At 46.2% G+C, this 15,937-nt stretch carries 19 protein-coding genes; 16 read left to right on the top strand and 3 right to left on the bottom strand.

The window, feature by feature from the left end; genetic code table 11:
- Positions 1–80: 80 nt before the first annotated feature.
- The 4 genes from HEM79_RS19990 to HEM79_RS20005 all read left to right on the top strand — a co-directional run bounded on the left by HEM79_RS19990 (position 81) and on the right by HEM79_RS20005 (position 5,594).
- A complete protein-coding gene (locus HEM79_RS19990; protein WP_445297809.1) occupies positions 81–4,109 on the top strand; it encodes a phage tail fiber protein in 4,029 nt (1,342 codons plus the stop codon).
- 202 nt (positions 4,110–4,311) lie between these two features.
- A complete protein-coding gene (locus HEM79_RS19995) occupies positions 4,312–4,635 on the top strand; it encodes a hypothetical protein (protein ID WP_000064175.1) in 324 nt (107 codons plus the stop codon).
- Between the two features lie 13 nt (positions 4,636–4,648).
- Positions 4,649–5,341, top strand: a complete 693-nt coding sequence (locus HEM79_RS20000) for a hypothetical protein (RefSeq protein ID WP_012640731.1) — start codon at positions 4,649–4,651, stop codon at positions 5,339–5,341.
- 1 nt (position 5,342) lies between these two features.
- Positions 5,343–5,594, top strand: a complete 252-nt coding sequence (locus tag HEM79_RS20005) for a hypothetical protein (protein WP_000901559.1) — start codon at positions 5,343–5,345, stop codon at positions 5,592–5,594.
- Positions 5,595–5,762: 168 nt separating this feature from the next.
- Here HEM79_RS20005 and HEM79_RS20010 read toward each other — a convergent pair whose 3' ends face one another.
- The gene (locus HEM79_RS20010; RefSeq protein ID WP_000072677.1) at positions 5,763–6,284 is read right to left on the bottom strand and encodes a GNAT family N-acetyltransferase; all 522 of its coding nucleotides are present in this window, start codon (positions 6,282–6,284) and stop codon (positions 5,763–5,765) included.
- A gap of 7 nt (positions 6,285–6,291) precedes the next feature.
- Positions 6,292–6,561, bottom strand: coding sequence for a type II toxin-antitoxin system TacA family antitoxin (locus HEM79_RS20015; protein ID WP_001351987.1), 270 nt, complete (start codon positions 6,559–6,561; stop codon positions 6,292–6,294).
- A gap of 318 nt (positions 6,562–6,879) precedes the next feature.
- On the opposite strand from HEM79_RS20015, the gene HEM79_RS20020 reads away from it, so the two are divergent.
- Together HEM79_RS20020 and HEM79_RS20025 are read left to right on the top strand one after the other, a co-directional pair.
- Positions 6,880–7,548, top strand: a complete 669-nt coding sequence (locus HEM79_RS20020) for an AAA family ATPase (RefSeq protein WP_000161228.1) — start codon at positions 6,880–6,882, stop codon at positions 7,546–7,548.
- Between the two features lie 5 nt (positions 7,549–7,553).
- Positions 7,554–7,907: a hypothetical protein gene (locus HEM79_RS20025; protein ID WP_160378290.1), complete on the top strand. Its 354-nt coding sequence runs from the start codon at positions 7,554–7,556 to the stop codon at positions 7,905–7,907.
- A 52-nt stretch (positions 7,908–7,959) separates the two neighbouring features.
- Here HEM79_RS20025 and HEM79_RS20030 read toward each other — a convergent pair whose 3' ends face one another.
- Positions 7,960–8,727 carry an LEM-3-like GIY-YIG domain-containing protein gene (locus HEM79_RS20030; protein WP_000342417.1) on the bottom strand — a complete coding sequence of 256 codons (768 nt, stop codon included), beginning with the start codon at positions 8,725–8,727 and terminating at the stop codon, positions 7,960–7,962.
- Between the two features lie 282 nt (positions 8,728–9,009).
- Here HEM79_RS20030 and HEM79_RS20035 point away from each other — a divergent pair, with 282 nt between their 5' ends.
- The 10 genes from HEM79_RS20035 to HEM79_RS20080 form a co-directional block, all read left to right on the top strand.
- The gene (locus HEM79_RS20035) at positions 9,010–9,750 is read left to right on the top strand and encodes a hypothetical protein (RefSeq protein ID WP_097497799.1); all 741 of its coding nucleotides are present in this window, start codon (positions 9,010–9,012) and stop codon (positions 9,748–9,750) included.
- A 43-nt stretch (positions 9,751–9,793) separates the two neighbouring features.
- Positions 9,794–11,134: a DnaB-like helicase C-terminal domain-containing protein gene (locus tag HEM79_RS20040; protein WP_000137333.1), complete on the top strand. Its 1,341-nt coding sequence runs from the start codon at positions 9,794–9,796 to the stop codon at positions 11,132–11,134.
- Between the two features lie 147 nt (positions 11,135–11,281).
- The gene (locus HEM79_RS20045; protein WP_064759150.1) at positions 11,282–12,397 is read left to right on the top strand and encodes a DNA primase; all 1,116 of its coding nucleotides are present in this window, start codon (positions 11,282–11,284) and stop codon (positions 12,395–12,397) included.
- A gap of 75 nt (positions 12,398–12,472) precedes the next feature.
- Entirely contained in the window at positions 12,473–13,255 is a 783-nt protein-coding gene (locus HEM79_RS20050) for a hypothetical protein (protein WP_053900122.1), read from the top strand.
- Between the two features lie 54 nt (positions 13,256–13,309).
- Positions 13,310–13,792 (top strand): hypothetical protein, encoded by a 483-nt coding sequence (locus HEM79_RS22780; protein WP_250112757.1) that lies wholly within the window; start codon positions 13,310–13,312, stop codon positions 13,790–13,792.
- A complete protein-coding gene (locus tag HEM79_RS20060; RefSeq protein WP_115441009.1) occupies positions 13,789–15,111 on the top strand; it encodes an ATP-dependent DNA ligase in 1,323 nt (440 codons plus the stop codon). Before HEM79_RS22780 ends, HEM79_RS20060 begins: the two co-directional genes overlap by 4 nt.
- Positions 15,111–15,287: a hypothetical protein gene (locus HEM79_RS20065; RefSeq protein ID WP_085949093.1), complete on the top strand. Its 177-nt coding sequence runs from the start codon at positions 15,111–15,113 to the stop codon at positions 15,285–15,287. The genes HEM79_RS20060 and HEM79_RS20065 overlap by 1 nt, the downstream gene beginning before the upstream one ends.
- Positions 15,271–15,486, top strand: coding sequence for a hypothetical protein (locus HEM79_RS20070; protein WP_000636536.1), 216 nt, complete (start codon positions 15,271–15,273; stop codon positions 15,484–15,486). Before HEM79_RS20065 ends, HEM79_RS20070 begins: the two co-directional genes overlap by 17 nt.
- Entirely contained in the window at positions 15,483–15,635 is a 153-nt protein-coding gene (locus tag HEM79_RS20075) for a hypothetical protein (protein WP_000613553.1), read from the top strand. Before HEM79_RS20070 ends, HEM79_RS20075 begins: the two co-directional genes overlap by 4 nt.
- Positions 15,632–15,937 (top strand): C-type natriuretic protein (locus HEM79_RS20080; RefSeq protein ID WP_183082710.1); only part of this gene is annotated, 306 nt, incomplete at its 3' end. The genes HEM79_RS20075 and HEM79_RS20080, both read left to right, overlap by 4 nt.

The following is a 15,937-nucleotide window of genomic DNA, read 5'->3' on the forward strand; positions in this document are numbered from 1 at the left end:
TTTTTATATCGGTAAAAATAGGTAAGTATTTACCTAATGGCGGGCAAGGATAGCCCGCCAAATCAAGGAGCATATTCAACATGTGGTACAGGGAAGGTACTATCACATTTACACAGGGTAGCAATACTCTGGTTGGGGCAGGGACAGCCTGGAACGTAACAGCTAATGGTGTGTTGCCGGGGATGATCGTCATTGGCCCCGACAATAAGCTGTATGAGATCAAGCGCGTAACCAGTGATACGAACATTGTTCTCTCAGAACCTTATACCGGCGAAACTCAGTCTGAAGTTCCGTGCCGAATCATTACGACCTATGAAGGCGACTTAACACAGTTTAGCGCGCGCTTTACTGCGCTAATGTCGCGTATGTCGGCTGATTCCAAGTCCATGCGCAGTTGGTTGACTGCGCTGGATGAGGTGACAATCGAGCGTGAAGACGGTACAGAAGTGACCGTTAAGCCGCTAATGCAGATCGTCAACGAGCACAACGAAAACGTTGAGTGGTATAAAAATAACACTGACGCGATTGATGCTGCTGGCGACAAAGCTCGTGAGGCGGCGGCCAGTGCTGCCGCAGCAGCAGAAAGCGCCAATACCGCTGGAGAAAAAGCCTCTCAAGCGTCTCAAAGTGCATCCGCTGCGGCATCCTCACAAAGTGCCGCAAGTGCGAGTGCAACTGCTGCGAAAAAATCTGAAACGAATGCCGCAGCGTCACAACAATCAGCAGCCACTTCTGCATCCACCGCGACCACGAAAGCGTCAGAAGCTGCCACCTCAGCCCGGGATGCGGCGGCCTCAAAAGAGGCAGCGAAATCATCAGAAACGAACGCATCCTTGAGCGCCAGTAGCGCAGCTTCCTCGGCAACGGCGGCAGGAAATTCCGCGAAGGCGGCAAAAACGTCCGAGACGAACGCCAGGTCTTCTGAGACGGCAGCGGGACAGAGCGCCTCAGCTGCGGCAGGCTCAAAAACAGCGGCTGCGTCGTCTGCCAGTGCCGCGTCAACAAGTGCCGGGCAGGCCTCAGCCAGTGCCACCGCCGCCGGAAAATCGGCAGAAAGCGCCGCATCATCCGCTTCAACAGCCACAACGAAGGCTGGCGAAGCCACTGAACAGGCCAGCTCAGCAGCGAGGTCTGCTTCCGCAGCGAAGACATCCGAAACGAACGCGAAAGCGTCGGAAACCAGCGCAGAATCCTCAAAAACGGCTGCCGCATCGTCCGCCAGTTCGGCGGCGTCATCGGCATCATCTGCGTCTGCTTCAAAAGATGAGGCGACCAGACAGGCGTCAGCAGCGAAGGGCAGTGCCACGACGGCATCCACGAAAGCAACAGAGGCGGCAGGCAGTGCGACGGCAGCATCTCAGAGCAAAACTGCTGCTGAATCCGCTGCGACCCGTGCGGAAGCTGCTGCTGATCGTGCTGAAGAGATTGCCGGTGCAGTTGCGATGGAAGACGCAAGCCTTACAACTAAAGGTGTTGTGAAACTTAGCAGTGCTGTCGACAGCACCAGTGAATCGCTGGCCGCAACGCCAAAAGCAGTTAAAGCAGCCAATGACAATGCGAATAGCAGGGTGCCATCTAACCGAAAAGTTAACGGTAAAGCACTGACTGCGGATATCACATTAACGCCGAAAGATATTGGTACTTTAAATTCAGTAACGATGTCTTTCTCTGGCGGGGCTGGGTGGTTCAAACTGGCTACGGTTACCATGCCACAAGCGAGTTCCATCGTTTACATCGCATTGATTGGTGGCGCTGGTTACAACGTCGGCTCCCCACATCAGGCAGGCATTTCAGAACTGGTTCTACGAGCAGGCAATGGAAACCCCAAAGGGATTACAGGTGCTTTGTGGAAGCGTACAGCTGTCGGATTAACGAATTTCGCCTGGATCAACACATCCGGCGATACATATGATATTTACGTTGAGATTGGCAATTATGCGACGAGTGTAAATATCCATTGGGATTGTACTGCAAATGCGACAGTTTCTATTTATACATCGCCAACATATTCAGCGAGTAAGCCTTCCAGCGTTACCGATGGTGTTGTTTATACGATGTATAGCACACATCAGAAACCGACGCCGTTAGATATTGGTGCACTGCCAACAACCGGAGGAACAGTTTCAGGTCCGTTGTCTGTTACTGGTGGGATCACCGGAACATTAAATGGTAATGCAAGTACAGCAACGAAATTGCAGACGGCAAGATCTATCGGTGGAGTTGGTTTCGACGGTTCTGCAAATATCAACCTTCCAGGTGTAAATACTACGGGTAATCAGAACACCACTGGTAATGCTGCAACTGCTACAAAACTTCAGACGGCAAGAACTATCGGCGGCGTGAGCTTTGATGGTACTGCGAATATTAATTTGCCAGGTGTTAATACGACTGGTAATCAGAATACAACGGGCAACGCGGCTACTGCTACGAAGTTGCAGACTGCGCGTACTATTAATGGGGTGTCGTTTGACGGCTCGGCAAATATTTCCTTGTCGCCAGCAAATATAGGTTGCCCGGCATCTCCTACTGGTTGGTTAACTACAGGAAGTAATGGCGGAGCAATAACAACAGCACAGTTAGTGACGTTATTGCAAAATAATGGAGCATTTAACACAAAGTCATGGATTGCTCGATGTGCGTGGGCCTATGCCAATAGTGCAACCATACCAAATAGTGAAACTGGTTGTGGCGTTATTCCATTGGCAGGAGCTGTTATAGAGGTATTTAATAACGGTAGTAGCTCAAACAATTATACGATCCGTATAACAACGGCCACAACGACGAGTGTCTCTGGTGCTCTCACTAATGCGGAGTTTATCTATGTATTTAATGGCACAGATTATTCTCCAGGATGGCGAAGAGTATATAACACGAAAAACAAACCAACAGCCTCTGATGTCGGTGCATTACCTCTTACCGGTGGTACATTATCTGGAGGTTTGACATCTTCTGGCGAGATCATTTCAAAATATGCAAATGGTTTCCGCATTGCTTACGGTAGCTTTGGGTTCTTTATCCGTAATGATGGATCGAACACATATTTCATGCTAACAGCATCAGGAGACACATTAGGTTCATGGAACGGTTTGCGACCTATTACAATTAATAATACCAGCGGTGCTGTATCAATTGGTAATGGACTAAATGTGACTGGTGGCGTAAATGGTAGTTTGAACGGTAATGCTTCAACAGCTACGAAGTTGCAAACAGCGAGAAACATCAATGGTGTTAAGTTTGATGGCTCAGGCGATATCAACATTAATACATTGGTATCTCGTGGCCGAGTTACGGCGTTAAGCGGTTCTGCTCAAGGTACTGCTGGCATTCAAATGTACGAGGCGTACAGCAATAGCTACCCGACCACGTATGGCAACGTATTGCACATGAAAGGTGCGAGTGCTGCTGGTGAGGGCGAGTTGCTTATTGGCTGGAGTGGTACGAGCGGTGCACATGCGCCGGTTTTCATTCGCTCCCGAAGAGATACCACTGATGCGGCATGGTCAGCGTGGGCGCAGGTATATACCGCTAAGGATTCAATACCTGGTGTGAATACAACCGGTAATCAGAACACTACTGGTAATGCTGCCACCGCCACAAAATTGCAGACAGCAAGGAAAATTGCTGGTGTGGCGTTTGATGGCTCTGCCGATATTACTTTGACTGCGGCTAACCTTAATGCCTATACGAAAACAGAGGTAACAAACCTTCTAAGTTCCTATGTGAAGAGCAGTGCTCTTCCAAGTATGACTGTGCGAACTTCCTCTGTTTCAGGTGGGGATATGGGCATGAGTTTGTCCACATTCATTAGCCACCTAAAATCAAATGGGGCGTTTAGCAAAAGTTATTGGATTGGCTTTGGCGATGCTATGGGATTCAATGCTGGCAGTATCAACAATATAACGGGATTTGGTGCTGTAGAATTAGCAGAATCTATAATCGAAGTTTTTAATCTACCTAACGGTGATTATACAATTCGTTTAACAACGTCACATAAAGCTGACTACGGTGGAGTTACAAACGCAATCCTCGTTTATCACTACCGTAGTAATAGAAGTCCGTCAGGTCAATGGCTGAAATTTGCAGGTACTGTTGGGGCAACAAGTAACTGATTTAGACATTATTTATATGGCTGTGAGGTTTAAAATGCGATCTCACAGCCGCAATCATAGGGATATATTAGTGAGTTACTAGATACGAATTTGAACAGTCGTTAAACGGTATATGCATAGGTAGGTAAGTATATACCTATAATTGAAAGGAGAAGTGTGATATAAATCCGCCATCCCGATTTGACTTTTCATGGAGGAAAACATGTCGAACGAGATGGCGGGCGTTACAACAGAGCAAGTTGAGCGTATTGCCGCGATCGTTGCTCGGGAGGTTGTTGGCAAATTAGGTAAAGAGCTACGTGAAGAAATTGGCCAGGAGGTCAATGATCAGCTGAAAACCTACTTTGGTGATATGACCCCGGCGCAACATAGTATTCAACACTCCAATCTGGACAAACTCCTTAACCGGTTAGATTCCATCTCAAGTGGGTTCTTTGGCGGCATTGTTTCTAAAATAACGTCGTTCATTATTACCGCACTGCTTTTGGGGTTAGCCGCGTATGGCGTAAAAAGTGGACTGCAATAACAGGAGATCAAGGATGAAGACTCCGAGAGGCATTCGTAATAATAACCCCGGTAATCTTGATAAAGGATCACCGTGGCAAGGTCTGGTTGCGAATCCAGACGAACCGCGCTTTTGCACGTTTAAAGACCCTGTTTGGGGGATTCGTGCGCTGGCGGTGACTCTAATTACCTACCACGATAAACGTCGCGCAAAAGACGGCACAAGTATCGATACCATTCGTGAAGTTATTGAACGCTGGGCACCGCCGAATGAAAACAATACTGACGCCTACATTAATGAGGTGTCTAAAGCCGTTGGTGTAACCGCAGACATGATCATCGATCTGCATGATTACGACATCCTTCGACCTTTGGTTGAGGCAATCATTCGCCACGAGAATGGCCGAGGCCCGCTAAAAACGCTGAACACCTGGTATGCGGCAGAAGTTATTGAGGAAGGTCTGCGTCGAGCTGGCGTTGTTAAGCCGGTGAAAACCGTGAAGGCTGTTCCTGTAACTAAAGAAACCGCAGGCGCAACTGTTACAGCAGGTATTGGTCTGGCGCAGCTGGCCGATGTTATGCCGCAGGTTTCCGCTGCTATGGATAAAGCACAAGGTCATATCTCTAGCGGGGATACAGTACGCATCATCTTCGGTATTGCCACTATTGTTGTGGCAGGATTCATTGCCTGGTCGCAGGTAAGAAAACACCAGAAAGGGATGGTCTAATATGCTAGGCAGCCTGATGACAAAGCTAAAAGTTGCTTTGATTACGCTGGCTGCCGTTCTTTTCGTTCTTGTCGGCGCTTACACGATGGGCGGGAATGCGGCGCGACGAGCAATGGAAGAGAAGGCAAAACAGGAAGACAGAAAACGACTTCAAAACACAGTGAAAGTGGTGAATGAGACGAGCAGTAAAATACGTCAGAAAGATGCTTCTGCCGTTCATCGTGAGTTGTATGATAAGTGGGTGCGTCATTAAACCACAAACAGCCAGCGTGTTGTTCTGCGATGGGGCTGAGCCTATCTATATCAGCAATAATGATGTAATGACTGAAGAAACCGAACGCCAAATCCTTTTTCACAATACGATGGGAGAGAGGGTTTGTGGTTGGTGATGTCGAAGTTCCCCTCAAATGAGGGGAACACATTATTCTTCGAACAATTTTTCGATAGATTTTGTAGGATAGAACAAAGAACGCTCGTTGTTACCAACCAGCTGGATAAAGCCTAAACTTTTATAAAACGCCTTGGCTTTGTCATTTAACGCCTCAACGAAAAGTCCATGAATGCCTACAGCAAGAGATGCATTGTACACAACGCGCATTGCATGTGTTACAAGCATTGAGCCAAATCCTTGACCTTGAAGGGACTTGTCCAAAGCCAGCCTACCCAAAGTAACACTTGGAACATTCCGATAAGGAACCTTCTTTTGTTTGCTTCTTGAAGGTAAGGACTCCTTTTCAAAACAACTACCTGACAAAGTGTAATATCCTAACACTTTTGGCCTTTCTTCTTGAGTGCAAAGCACATAAGCACGAAGAATTTTTCCCTCATGCTGCCTTTTTAAGTGGTTGGCTAAAAAGGCGTTTAGTGACTCTTCGCCGCAATCAAAACCGTTTAGATCATAATCTTTCTCTCCAGAGAAAATCTCTATCGTTGTATTGCTCACGAGTAAACTACTCCATGCTTTTCAGACGATCAGCAGCTCGTTTCAGCTTGTCGTTCGGTGCCGGAGGATTGCTTATAGCGTCCATAACCAGATTCCAGGATTCTTCATTCAGAACTAGTCTACGGTGTTGCTCTATAACTTTCACGGCACGTTCAGATGCACTGCTAACCATAAACTGAGTAATGCTCTGGTTAGACATTGCGGCAGCTTCCTCGATGATGCTTTTATCGTCATCGGTTAATCTCAAATCGATGCGCTGCTTTTTTAGTGCTGACATGTATTCCTCCTGATGGCCGTGATGTAGGAAGGCCATCAATCTCCTCTGTTCAAACTGAGTTTTCGACTCAAAAATTACTTTAAAAGGCTATAGCCCATTACGTGTGCATTATCAAATTGTGTACGGCATATCACCGTACTTGTAATATAGAGGTCATTGTTACTTTTTTCAACAGACAAATACAAGCTATGATTGCCAATTGTTAATCACAACCTACCATTTAACCTTTACACCGCAGCCGTAGGCATTTAGGCTATATCACATATAAGAAAACAAGTTGTTTCAGACGATAATTATATACGCAAAGGGAACTCTCCAATGACCAAGATCTTTGTGGTTGGCGGCACAAAGGGCGGGCCTGGCAAATCCACCGTTGCCCAGCAAATTGCCGTTTGCCTGAAAGTCAAAAAGAAGAAGAAGGTTTATATTACCGATATAGATATTCAGCGCACGACAACGAGCTGGTGTGAAGACCGTCGACAGAACGAAGACCTTGAGCTGATTCCTTTTGCATACGTTCAGGATGACATCATTAAGCACCTAAAATCGCTTCAGGGTAGAGCTGAGTTTGTAGTGGTAGATGCTGGTGGCTTCGACTCCGAAATTCAGCGACAAGCGATGCTGATGGCTGACGTTATCATTATCCCGCTGCGTCCTAAGCGTCGTGATTTGAAATCTTTACGTGACATCGATCCTATTATCGACAATGTTCGCAATGTAAACGATAAAGTGAAGGTCCGCGCGGTCATGAACCAGTGCCCGGCTTTGCCATCACAAGTGTCTCGCATTCTGGCGGCTAAAGAGATTGTTGAGACGTTTGGAATCGAGTCTGCGCCAGTCAATCTATATAACCGCAACGTCTATGATGATGCGGAAGAGTCTGGTCGTTCTATCTTTGAAATGACCGGTAGCGAGCGCGACAAAAAGGCGGAAGCCGAGTTTGAAGAATTTGTAGATTATCTGTTGAGTCTGGAGGAAGAAGAATAATGTCCATGAAAATGGGTGACCTAGCAAAGCGCAAAGAGCCTGATGCACCGGCTAAGAACACAACTCCTTTGCGCCAACCAGTCAGACCACAGGGACGCCCGACTCGTGGCAAAGAGAAAATTAAAAGCCGCACAATGTCACTGGAGGACGAATACTTCGAACTGCTGGAGATGATGAAGTTCATCCCTCGCTTCGAGAAGTTCACTCGTTCTGACGTGATTCGAGCAGCCATTTTCCATCTGGCAGAGAAGTCACCGCAGGAAATCGAGGACATCGTGAAATTGAATGAGGCGATCACCGCTGCCGATGTCACGATGCGTACCGATGAAATCAAACGAGAGTTGATGAAGAAAGGTTAAAAATCATGCATTGGCGCGTACATTGCGCCAATGCATAACTACAGTGTCAGCTTTATGCCGCGCTAACACTATGTTCAGTCCTAACCACCCCAACCTTCACAAAAGGGCTACCGTAGCTTGGTGGCTTCTTGATTAATTTGCCTACATACAGTTTTCTAATATGCTCATCGGCTATTCTGCCAACAAATTCATAACGTTTTGTGTCGGGGCCAAGAGCTATATCCCTTGTAAAGTACTGCTGAGAACCGGCTTTGACCCAGCATTCAATCTGATAAACTTCCATTATTAGCCCACCATATGTAGCGTAGGCATATTTGAGATTCTCGTCTCTTGGAACCTTTGCCCATACGCCACGCGTAGCTTCATATAATGCCAGAGCGGACATTCCTGACTTGTAGGTGCTGTTTAGCAGGAAGGCAAGACCGGCGTGCTCAGGAGCAATTTCAGTTTCCTCTTGCAGCACTAAGTGATGGTAGGCGTCCAGTGATATTCTGCCCATCATGGAACCACTTCCTCGTACCTTATTCGTAAGCTCTCCGACCCCCATAAGGTCGATGCATGTCGCCTCAACAAGTTTGGCTGTGGTTTCATCCATACCATGACGAAGAATATCTATGCCTAATTTTTTATTAGCCAAAAGTTCTTTGATCCGCATGGATTTGGGAGAGTCATCGGGATACTTGATGTGATCGAGACAACGAGTCGATTTGCCTTTTCCTATGTAAAACGGTCTTTTCATCTTGTCTTCTGTATCATAGAGACAGTAAACATAGTATTTAGCCTTATCCAATGATCTCGCGTATACCGATAAATCGTCCATTATTGCATCTCTTAGCTACTGACTAATGCGTTCTATTTTACACATAAGTTTTTAATCAATTTAACAGGCTCAAAGTGTAGAGCTTCTGGGCGTCTAAGACGACAAGTTATGCCTGCTTCTGTATATATAAATAATAAGTAACTTATTAAATATATACGGAAGCAGGTCTTTTAAAAGACACCACCAGAACAACTCCCTTCCGTTTCCACTTCCAAAAACTGCCACCAGTCGCTATCATCCGCTCATTGTGATAAGTAAGTAACTACCTACCAGGTGAGCCACATGAGCCAAATCTTTTTCGATACCATCGACAACGACCAGTACGACTTCATGACAGAGTGGAATACCGCTGTTATGGACAAGTGGGTCGCTGAAAACATTGGTTTGTCGCGCTGTAAAGACGAGGCTGAACTCTTCGAGACGAAGTGGTTTGATTACCGCGACATGCATCCTCTCATGGCCACCTGTCTTTTTACGGAGGCATACAAACGTCAGTACTCAAATATCATGCTGACGCACGGTCGCGAACACTTTGAAACAGCTCCGTTCACCACCGGGTTAAAACGCCTGCCTTATCAGGAGTTGTCGACTGCCAATAAAACGTCGCTATGGAAAGCACGCCAGTTTGCTGACCGCTATTGCTGCTCATACGACTACTTTATCTCCACCGTTCTTTCCGCAGCTGCACGACGTCTGTGGGACAAGCTGCCTCGCCCACAGCATTTGTGGCAGCCAGAACTGATTGAGATATTTGAAGAGAAATTAGCCAGACGCGCAACAACCCGTCTGGATGACTCTCTGGTTAGCTTTAAGCATATAGGAGACATGCAGTTCAACCCGATTCAGGAAAGCTATTTTGAGTGGATTCTGGAGCGTTTGCGCACCATCCCTCGCAGCAAGCGCATACGCGCAATTTTCTCCGCTATCTGGCTAATGGAAATCGTTCCAGAGCGCCTTATTTCCGACCACTTTCCAGAAGAACTGGAAGAAGCACGGCGGTTTATTGATCCCCTATCTAATTAACTAATACTAGAAAACAATTTGTTTAAAAAACAAAGGAAAGCACATGACCGAACTTTGCCATACAGGACGCGGGCTGTCCGAAGAGTTTGATGAAGATTTCCAGAACAGACTGACGGCATATTTTTGTCGTGATCACGAGTTTCTTACTCGTGCGGGAGATCTGGTTGTGCCTAGCCAATTTGCCAATGCGGCCAATGCCATATTGGTTAATATGGTTTCGGGCTATTACCGTATGTACAAGAGCGCGCCCTCTTCATCTGCAATTCTGGATATGCTTAAGCGTGCGAAACGCGATAAGACTATCCGTGAGGAACTATTCGCCGATGTTGTTGCTGCGTTTAAGCGCATTCTTGCAGAAAAATTGTCCGATACCTCGTACATGGTTGACCAGGTATCAACCTTCGCAAAAAGTGTAGCGTTTGATGATGCTCTGATTAAGGCTGCTGAACTGAAAGAGAAAGGCGACTTTCAGGGGGCGATGGCAATCATGGCCAAGGTTCAGCAGATTGGATCGAACGAAGCGACCGGAATCTATGACTACTACACCTCCGCAAGTGAGCGATTGAAAGCGCGTGAATATGAGGCTTCAGAGGAGTATGTACCAAACAGTATTACAACTGGACTCCCTCTTCTCGATAGGTTGCTGTACCAAAAAGGCTGGGCAAAGCGCGAAATGGTGCTCTTCATGGGGTTCGCTAAATCCGGTAAATCGACCGCAATGGGTGAGTTTTCCATAAACGCAACACTTGCTGGCTACAATGTTCTGTATCTCTCGCTGGAGGTTCACACCACCATTTTATCCGACCGTTTTGATGCAAGATTGTCGGAGACAGAAATGTCCAAGTTGGTGGAACGGCGCGATGAAGTTCATCGTAAGTTGGCAGAGTTGGGAGCCACTAAGGGGATTGGTAGTTTGTGGGTTGTTGAGCGTCCGTCAGGAAGTATGTCACCGGCAGATCTGGACCGTATGCTTAACAGTATGAAAGCCAATGGCATGGTGCCTGACATGGTTGTTGTCGACTACGCAGATTTGATGCGTGCCAGTTATGACCTTCGTGATGATCGCGCCAATATTCGTAGTATCTACACCGATTTACGTGCTCTTTATGACAAGCATAACGTTGCTGGGATCACGGCATCGCAGACAAACCGTGAAGGTGGCGCGTCAGAAGTTGCCACAATGATGCACGCCGCCGATAACATCGAAAAAGTACGTATTGCTGACCTGGTAATAACGATCAACAAAACCGAAGAAGAAGAAGCGAAAGGAGAGGCTCGTCTCTACTTTGCTGGTTCACGTAACCAGCAGGGAGGGATCAGCATTCGCGTTAAACAAAACCTCGAACAAATGCGCTTCATTGAGCGAATCTTAGACGTTACCTAAAAAATAAGCGTGGAGAACACCTCCACGCTTGATTCATTGGTGAAACAACTTTTCTTTTGCCAAACCACAAAAGAAAAACACATGAGCCTTTATGTTATATCAACATTTAGGTTGGTCACAATATTGCCTGTTAAAAGTGGAATTATCGTGAGCGAGCTGAAAGAGCTAATTACCGAATTAGATTTTGAACAATGGTTGGATACTGAAGGTATCGTTTATCGACGTGGAGGCGTGAGTACTCGCGGTCGTGAAGTGAATATCAAGGAGTGTCCGGTATGCGGCAGCTCCAACTGGAAGGTATATTTCAATCTGACCAGTGGCGTCGGTAAATGCTTCGCTGGTGATCATCCCGAAGAGATTCAGTTCAATAAGCTGGTCTTCCTCAAGCACTACAGCGGCAAATCACGACGACAGTTCGAGGAATATGTGCAGAACGCCCTTCTTTCCCAGGGGTGGGCACCAAAGAAAGAAGAGCTAGTGCTTGCAAGCACAGTCGAGTTAGAGGGGCCAGTTGCACTCCCTCGTCATTACGAGCTTCCTATAGATGGCCGTCTTCCAGACTATCTGGTTGAACGAAACATATCGCCTGAAATGGCAAAGTATTTTGACCTACGATACTGCGTCGAAGGCAAGCACGCCTATGTAGATCCGTATACAGATCAGGTTAAAGGACAGATATTCGATATGCGAATACTGATACCGGTTTACGATCTGGATGGGGTAATGAAGACATTTCAGGGACGAGACATTACCGGTACAGCAGAACGCCGCTACCTCTTTCCTATGCAACTTCCAGCTTCAGGTAAGTTTCTCTACAACGGCCATAATGCAGTCGGCAAACAGACTGTAGTTGTCTGTGAGGGGGCGTTCGATGTTATGGGGGTTAAACGAGCTATTTTTGACGAAGAAACATTACGTGATTACGTGGAACCAATAGGAACGTTCGGGATGCATCTATCTGGTAACACCACTCAGGATGCAGAAGATCAGTTAGGCGCGTTCCTGACGCTCAAGGCGCGTGGGTTACGTAATGTGATCATGATGTGGGATAGTGAAAAGCAAGCTATACGCAACACTATGGCCGCAGCCAGGCGACTGACCAGTATCGGTCTTAATGTCAAAGTTGCGTGTTTGGGTGAGGAAGGACTCGACCCGGGCGGTGCAACGCCAGAACAAATTATCAAAGCCTATTATCGGGCAAAACCGTATACCAAACAGTTGGAGTTGCAAAGCAAGGTTTTGGGCATTAAGGCGCTATCGTAACAAGTGCATCTAAAATAAGTAGATGATTACTTATCTTTCTGTAAGAATACTTTCATCTGTTAGCTAGGAGTTGGTATGAAAGACGAAATTCAGAAATTAGCCTGCGACATCATTGATAAAACTGGTTTAGAAATCAGCGAGAGCAATCGACTAGACATCATTGAAAAAGCGGTAAAAACAGCAATGGATCATATCGCCACTCGTTTGGTTGAGATCCCGCTACCAGGGCTACCTTATCTGAAAGTTGAGTTACACGTATGGGGTGAACCTTCTTGTGCACGGCGTTCTGCATTAGTTGTTTTTATTAGCAAAGAAAACCCGCTCAGTCTTAAAGTGCAGGTTGGTGCATGGATGGATGGCAAAGTGATCTACACAAATACCGTTTTTTGTGCGCCAAACGACAGTATTATTGAAGAGGCTATTCAGGAATCACTTCTAACTATGCATAGCTTAGTTTTGCTGGAAGACAAGCAAAACTACGAAGAGTACTTACGGTCGATAAAAGGTGAGAGAACATTGTCACTTAAAGCCGATTTCGTTACCCCGACAAACCTGTTGGAAGTCTTGCTTAATAAAGGGGCTAATGATGCCGTAAATGTAATCAGAGAGAGTGAGTATGCGTCTCTTTGCGACATGTGCAAAAGCCAGTTGGATCTGGTGCATATCGTTATTGATGCTGGGAAGGCATGTGATGGCGTAATGGCGGAATTTGCTGGGAAGATGGTCAGGATTGCTAACGAATTACCGATGATAGAGCAAGAGGCTAAATCATACGCCACCAATCATGTCACAGAGCTTCTTGTCCCCTATCGCTTAGAAAGCAATCAGCGCAAGATGGTTAGCTGGGGAAGTTGGTAATCTCTCCGTGCGTCGTTTTTACGCAAATAACGATAGGTAAGTACAAGATTATTTATGGCGGTAGTTGTGAAAGCTGATTTGTCAAAAATCCCCTCTATTTCAGGAAATAATGGTTATTCACTTCGTTGTGAGGAAGTAAAGATAAACGGTGAGTCGGCATATTGCAGCTACTCCGTTTGCCAGCACACCATTCTTGCCTTCAAAGAAAACCGTCTTCCTCGAACTTCATTCCAGTCGTGCGCAACCGCTATCAAAGCAGGCAAATGCAAGGCGTTAAAAATGATGGTTGAAGAGATTCGTAAAGGAGAATCTCTGTATTTCGAAGATATGACCGCGCTCATTAAGGAGGTTGAAGAACGGAATAAACAAGCCAGAACTATAAAACGAAAACGTGACAGTGTAACGATTAGTAGCATGGTTAAGAAGAGCGCCACATCACAAACAGCGATCACTGACGTGTATGCGGCGTTGCTTGAAGAAACAACAAAAGAAACACATGAGCAAATCGATCAACATATGGAGGCAAAACAACAATGAAAAAGTTGATCGCACTTAAGCATAAGCTGGACGAAATGAAAGCTATGGGAACCAATGCAAAAAAAGAGGCATTGGCCAACATGGATGACTTCGAGCAAAGCATGGTTTCATTGATGCTCAACCCTTTCATCCGTTTTGGGGTAAAGAAATACAAAGTGGCAGAGCCGCTTAGTGAGTCCGTCCCAAGTGACGAAAAAGCCATTGATATACTGAATAAGCTGGCCTCTCGCGAGCTGACGGGGAACGCAGCAATAGCTGCTGTTGAGTCTATCGTGGCGTCAATGTGCGCCGATGGGCAGGACGTGTTCCGTCGTTTCCTCTTAAAAGATCCGAAAGCTGGCGTTGGGATTAGCCTATGCAACAAGGTTTTTGAAAATCCCATTCCGAAATTTGAGGTGCAGCTGGCGTCACCGTATAAAGAAAAAGGCGACAAATACCCCTTCAAGCCAAATCCTAAAGCCAAATGGCCGATGATTGGCAGCCTTAAGCTCGATGGTTTGCGAGTAATTTGTGAGGTTATTGTTGACGAGGAAGAGGTTAACTTCCTTTCTCGTACTGGTAATCCAATCACGTCTCTCGATCACCTAAAGCCAGCAATGCTCGAATTAGGCAAACTCTCAGGCCACAAACACATCTTCTTCGATGGTGAAGGAACAGCCGGTTCATTTAACCAGTCCGTATCTGCATTGCGCAAAAAGAACGTGCAGGCAATTGGCGCTATTTATCATGTTTTCGACTTCTTCCTACCGGAATGGCGGGCACAGGCTAAATCCAAAGAGTATGCAAAGACAGGTATGAAGCTGAAAGAGCGCCTGGCTATTCTCGTGGCGTTGTTCAAAAACGATCGCAGTGAAGGCTACACACAAGACATTCACCTGCATCCGTTCTATATCATCCATAGCCACGAAGACTTCATCGAACGCTTCATGAAACGCCTGGACGATAACGAAGAAGGGGAGATGGGCAAAGATCCGAACTCTGTTTACGAGTTTAAACGTACCCGCAGCTGGTGGAAGTTAAAAGACGAAGATTCAGAAGATGGTGAAATTATCGATTTTGAGCCGGGCGATCCGGACTCTGGTTTTGCCAACACGCTTGGAAAAATTGTTATTCGTCTTGAAAACGGCGTCATCGTTCGTGCGAGCGGTATTAAGCATAAATATCTGGACGAAATCTGGAACAACAAAGAGAAGTACCGTGGTCGTATTGTTGAGGTTCATTGTCACGAGAAAACACCGGATGGCAGCTTACGCCACCCCCGACTGAAATGGCCGCGTTGCTTACGCGATACAGAAGATCGAATCGGAGATAAAGAATGATGCTCGGCTGGATGATTGCATTTTTAGCAGTTGGTTTTTTCATAGGTATTGTGGTGATGTCCAGTTGCATCAATGACTACATTAAAAGCGGTGTTATAGAAAGACGCGGTCGTATTTATCGCATTGTAGAAATAACCAACACCCTGAAGGAGATTAAGGATGATCGTATTAAGTAAACGGGAGAAGGAAACGCTTCATGAAATCAGTAAGTGGCCGGAGTTCCCTGAGTACTGGAAGCCTAAAACGCGAGCTAAGTTAGAGCGTTTAGGGTTGGTTGCAAACGTTTCTGAAACGTGGTGTTCGGCCAACTACCAGTTAACTGATAAAGGGAAAGTATTGCTACAGCAATTAGTAGAATCAGGAGTGTTAAAATGATTCCATACATCTCATTAGCTTTTATGGGTGGCTTCCTTATCGGCTTCGGCATCTGTCGTGATTTAATTAAGCAGGAACTTAAAACCAAAACACTGTGCATCGGAAAGCGTGTGTATCGGGTAGTTCATGAAACAAAGGTGAAAAAATGAGCAATTTAACTTCTTGGGAATGGTGGTTGGCCACCTATTTCTTAGCGGCCGGAGTCGCATTCGCCTTTTACGTAGGTCAGTTAGTCGTAAAACTGTTGCTGATTAAATTTGCTAGTCATAAACGTATCGATGATGGTCTGTGGCGTCTTGGCACCCTGGTGGAAACTCGCTACGGGCAACTTAAGGAGAACGAAACCATTACTATCCAAGCGAAACGATTCACTGCCACCATCACAAGAACACCTAGTCGTAGAGTGGCCTTGATCAAAAAAGACACAACAGACAAAAAATACAATGATAAG

The sequence above is a fragment of the Escherichia sp. 93.0816 genome, from assembly GCF_013368855.2.
Taxonomy (GTDB): Bacteria; Pseudomonadota; Gammaproteobacteria; order Enterobacterales; family Enterobacteriaceae; genus Escherichia; species Escherichia ruysiae.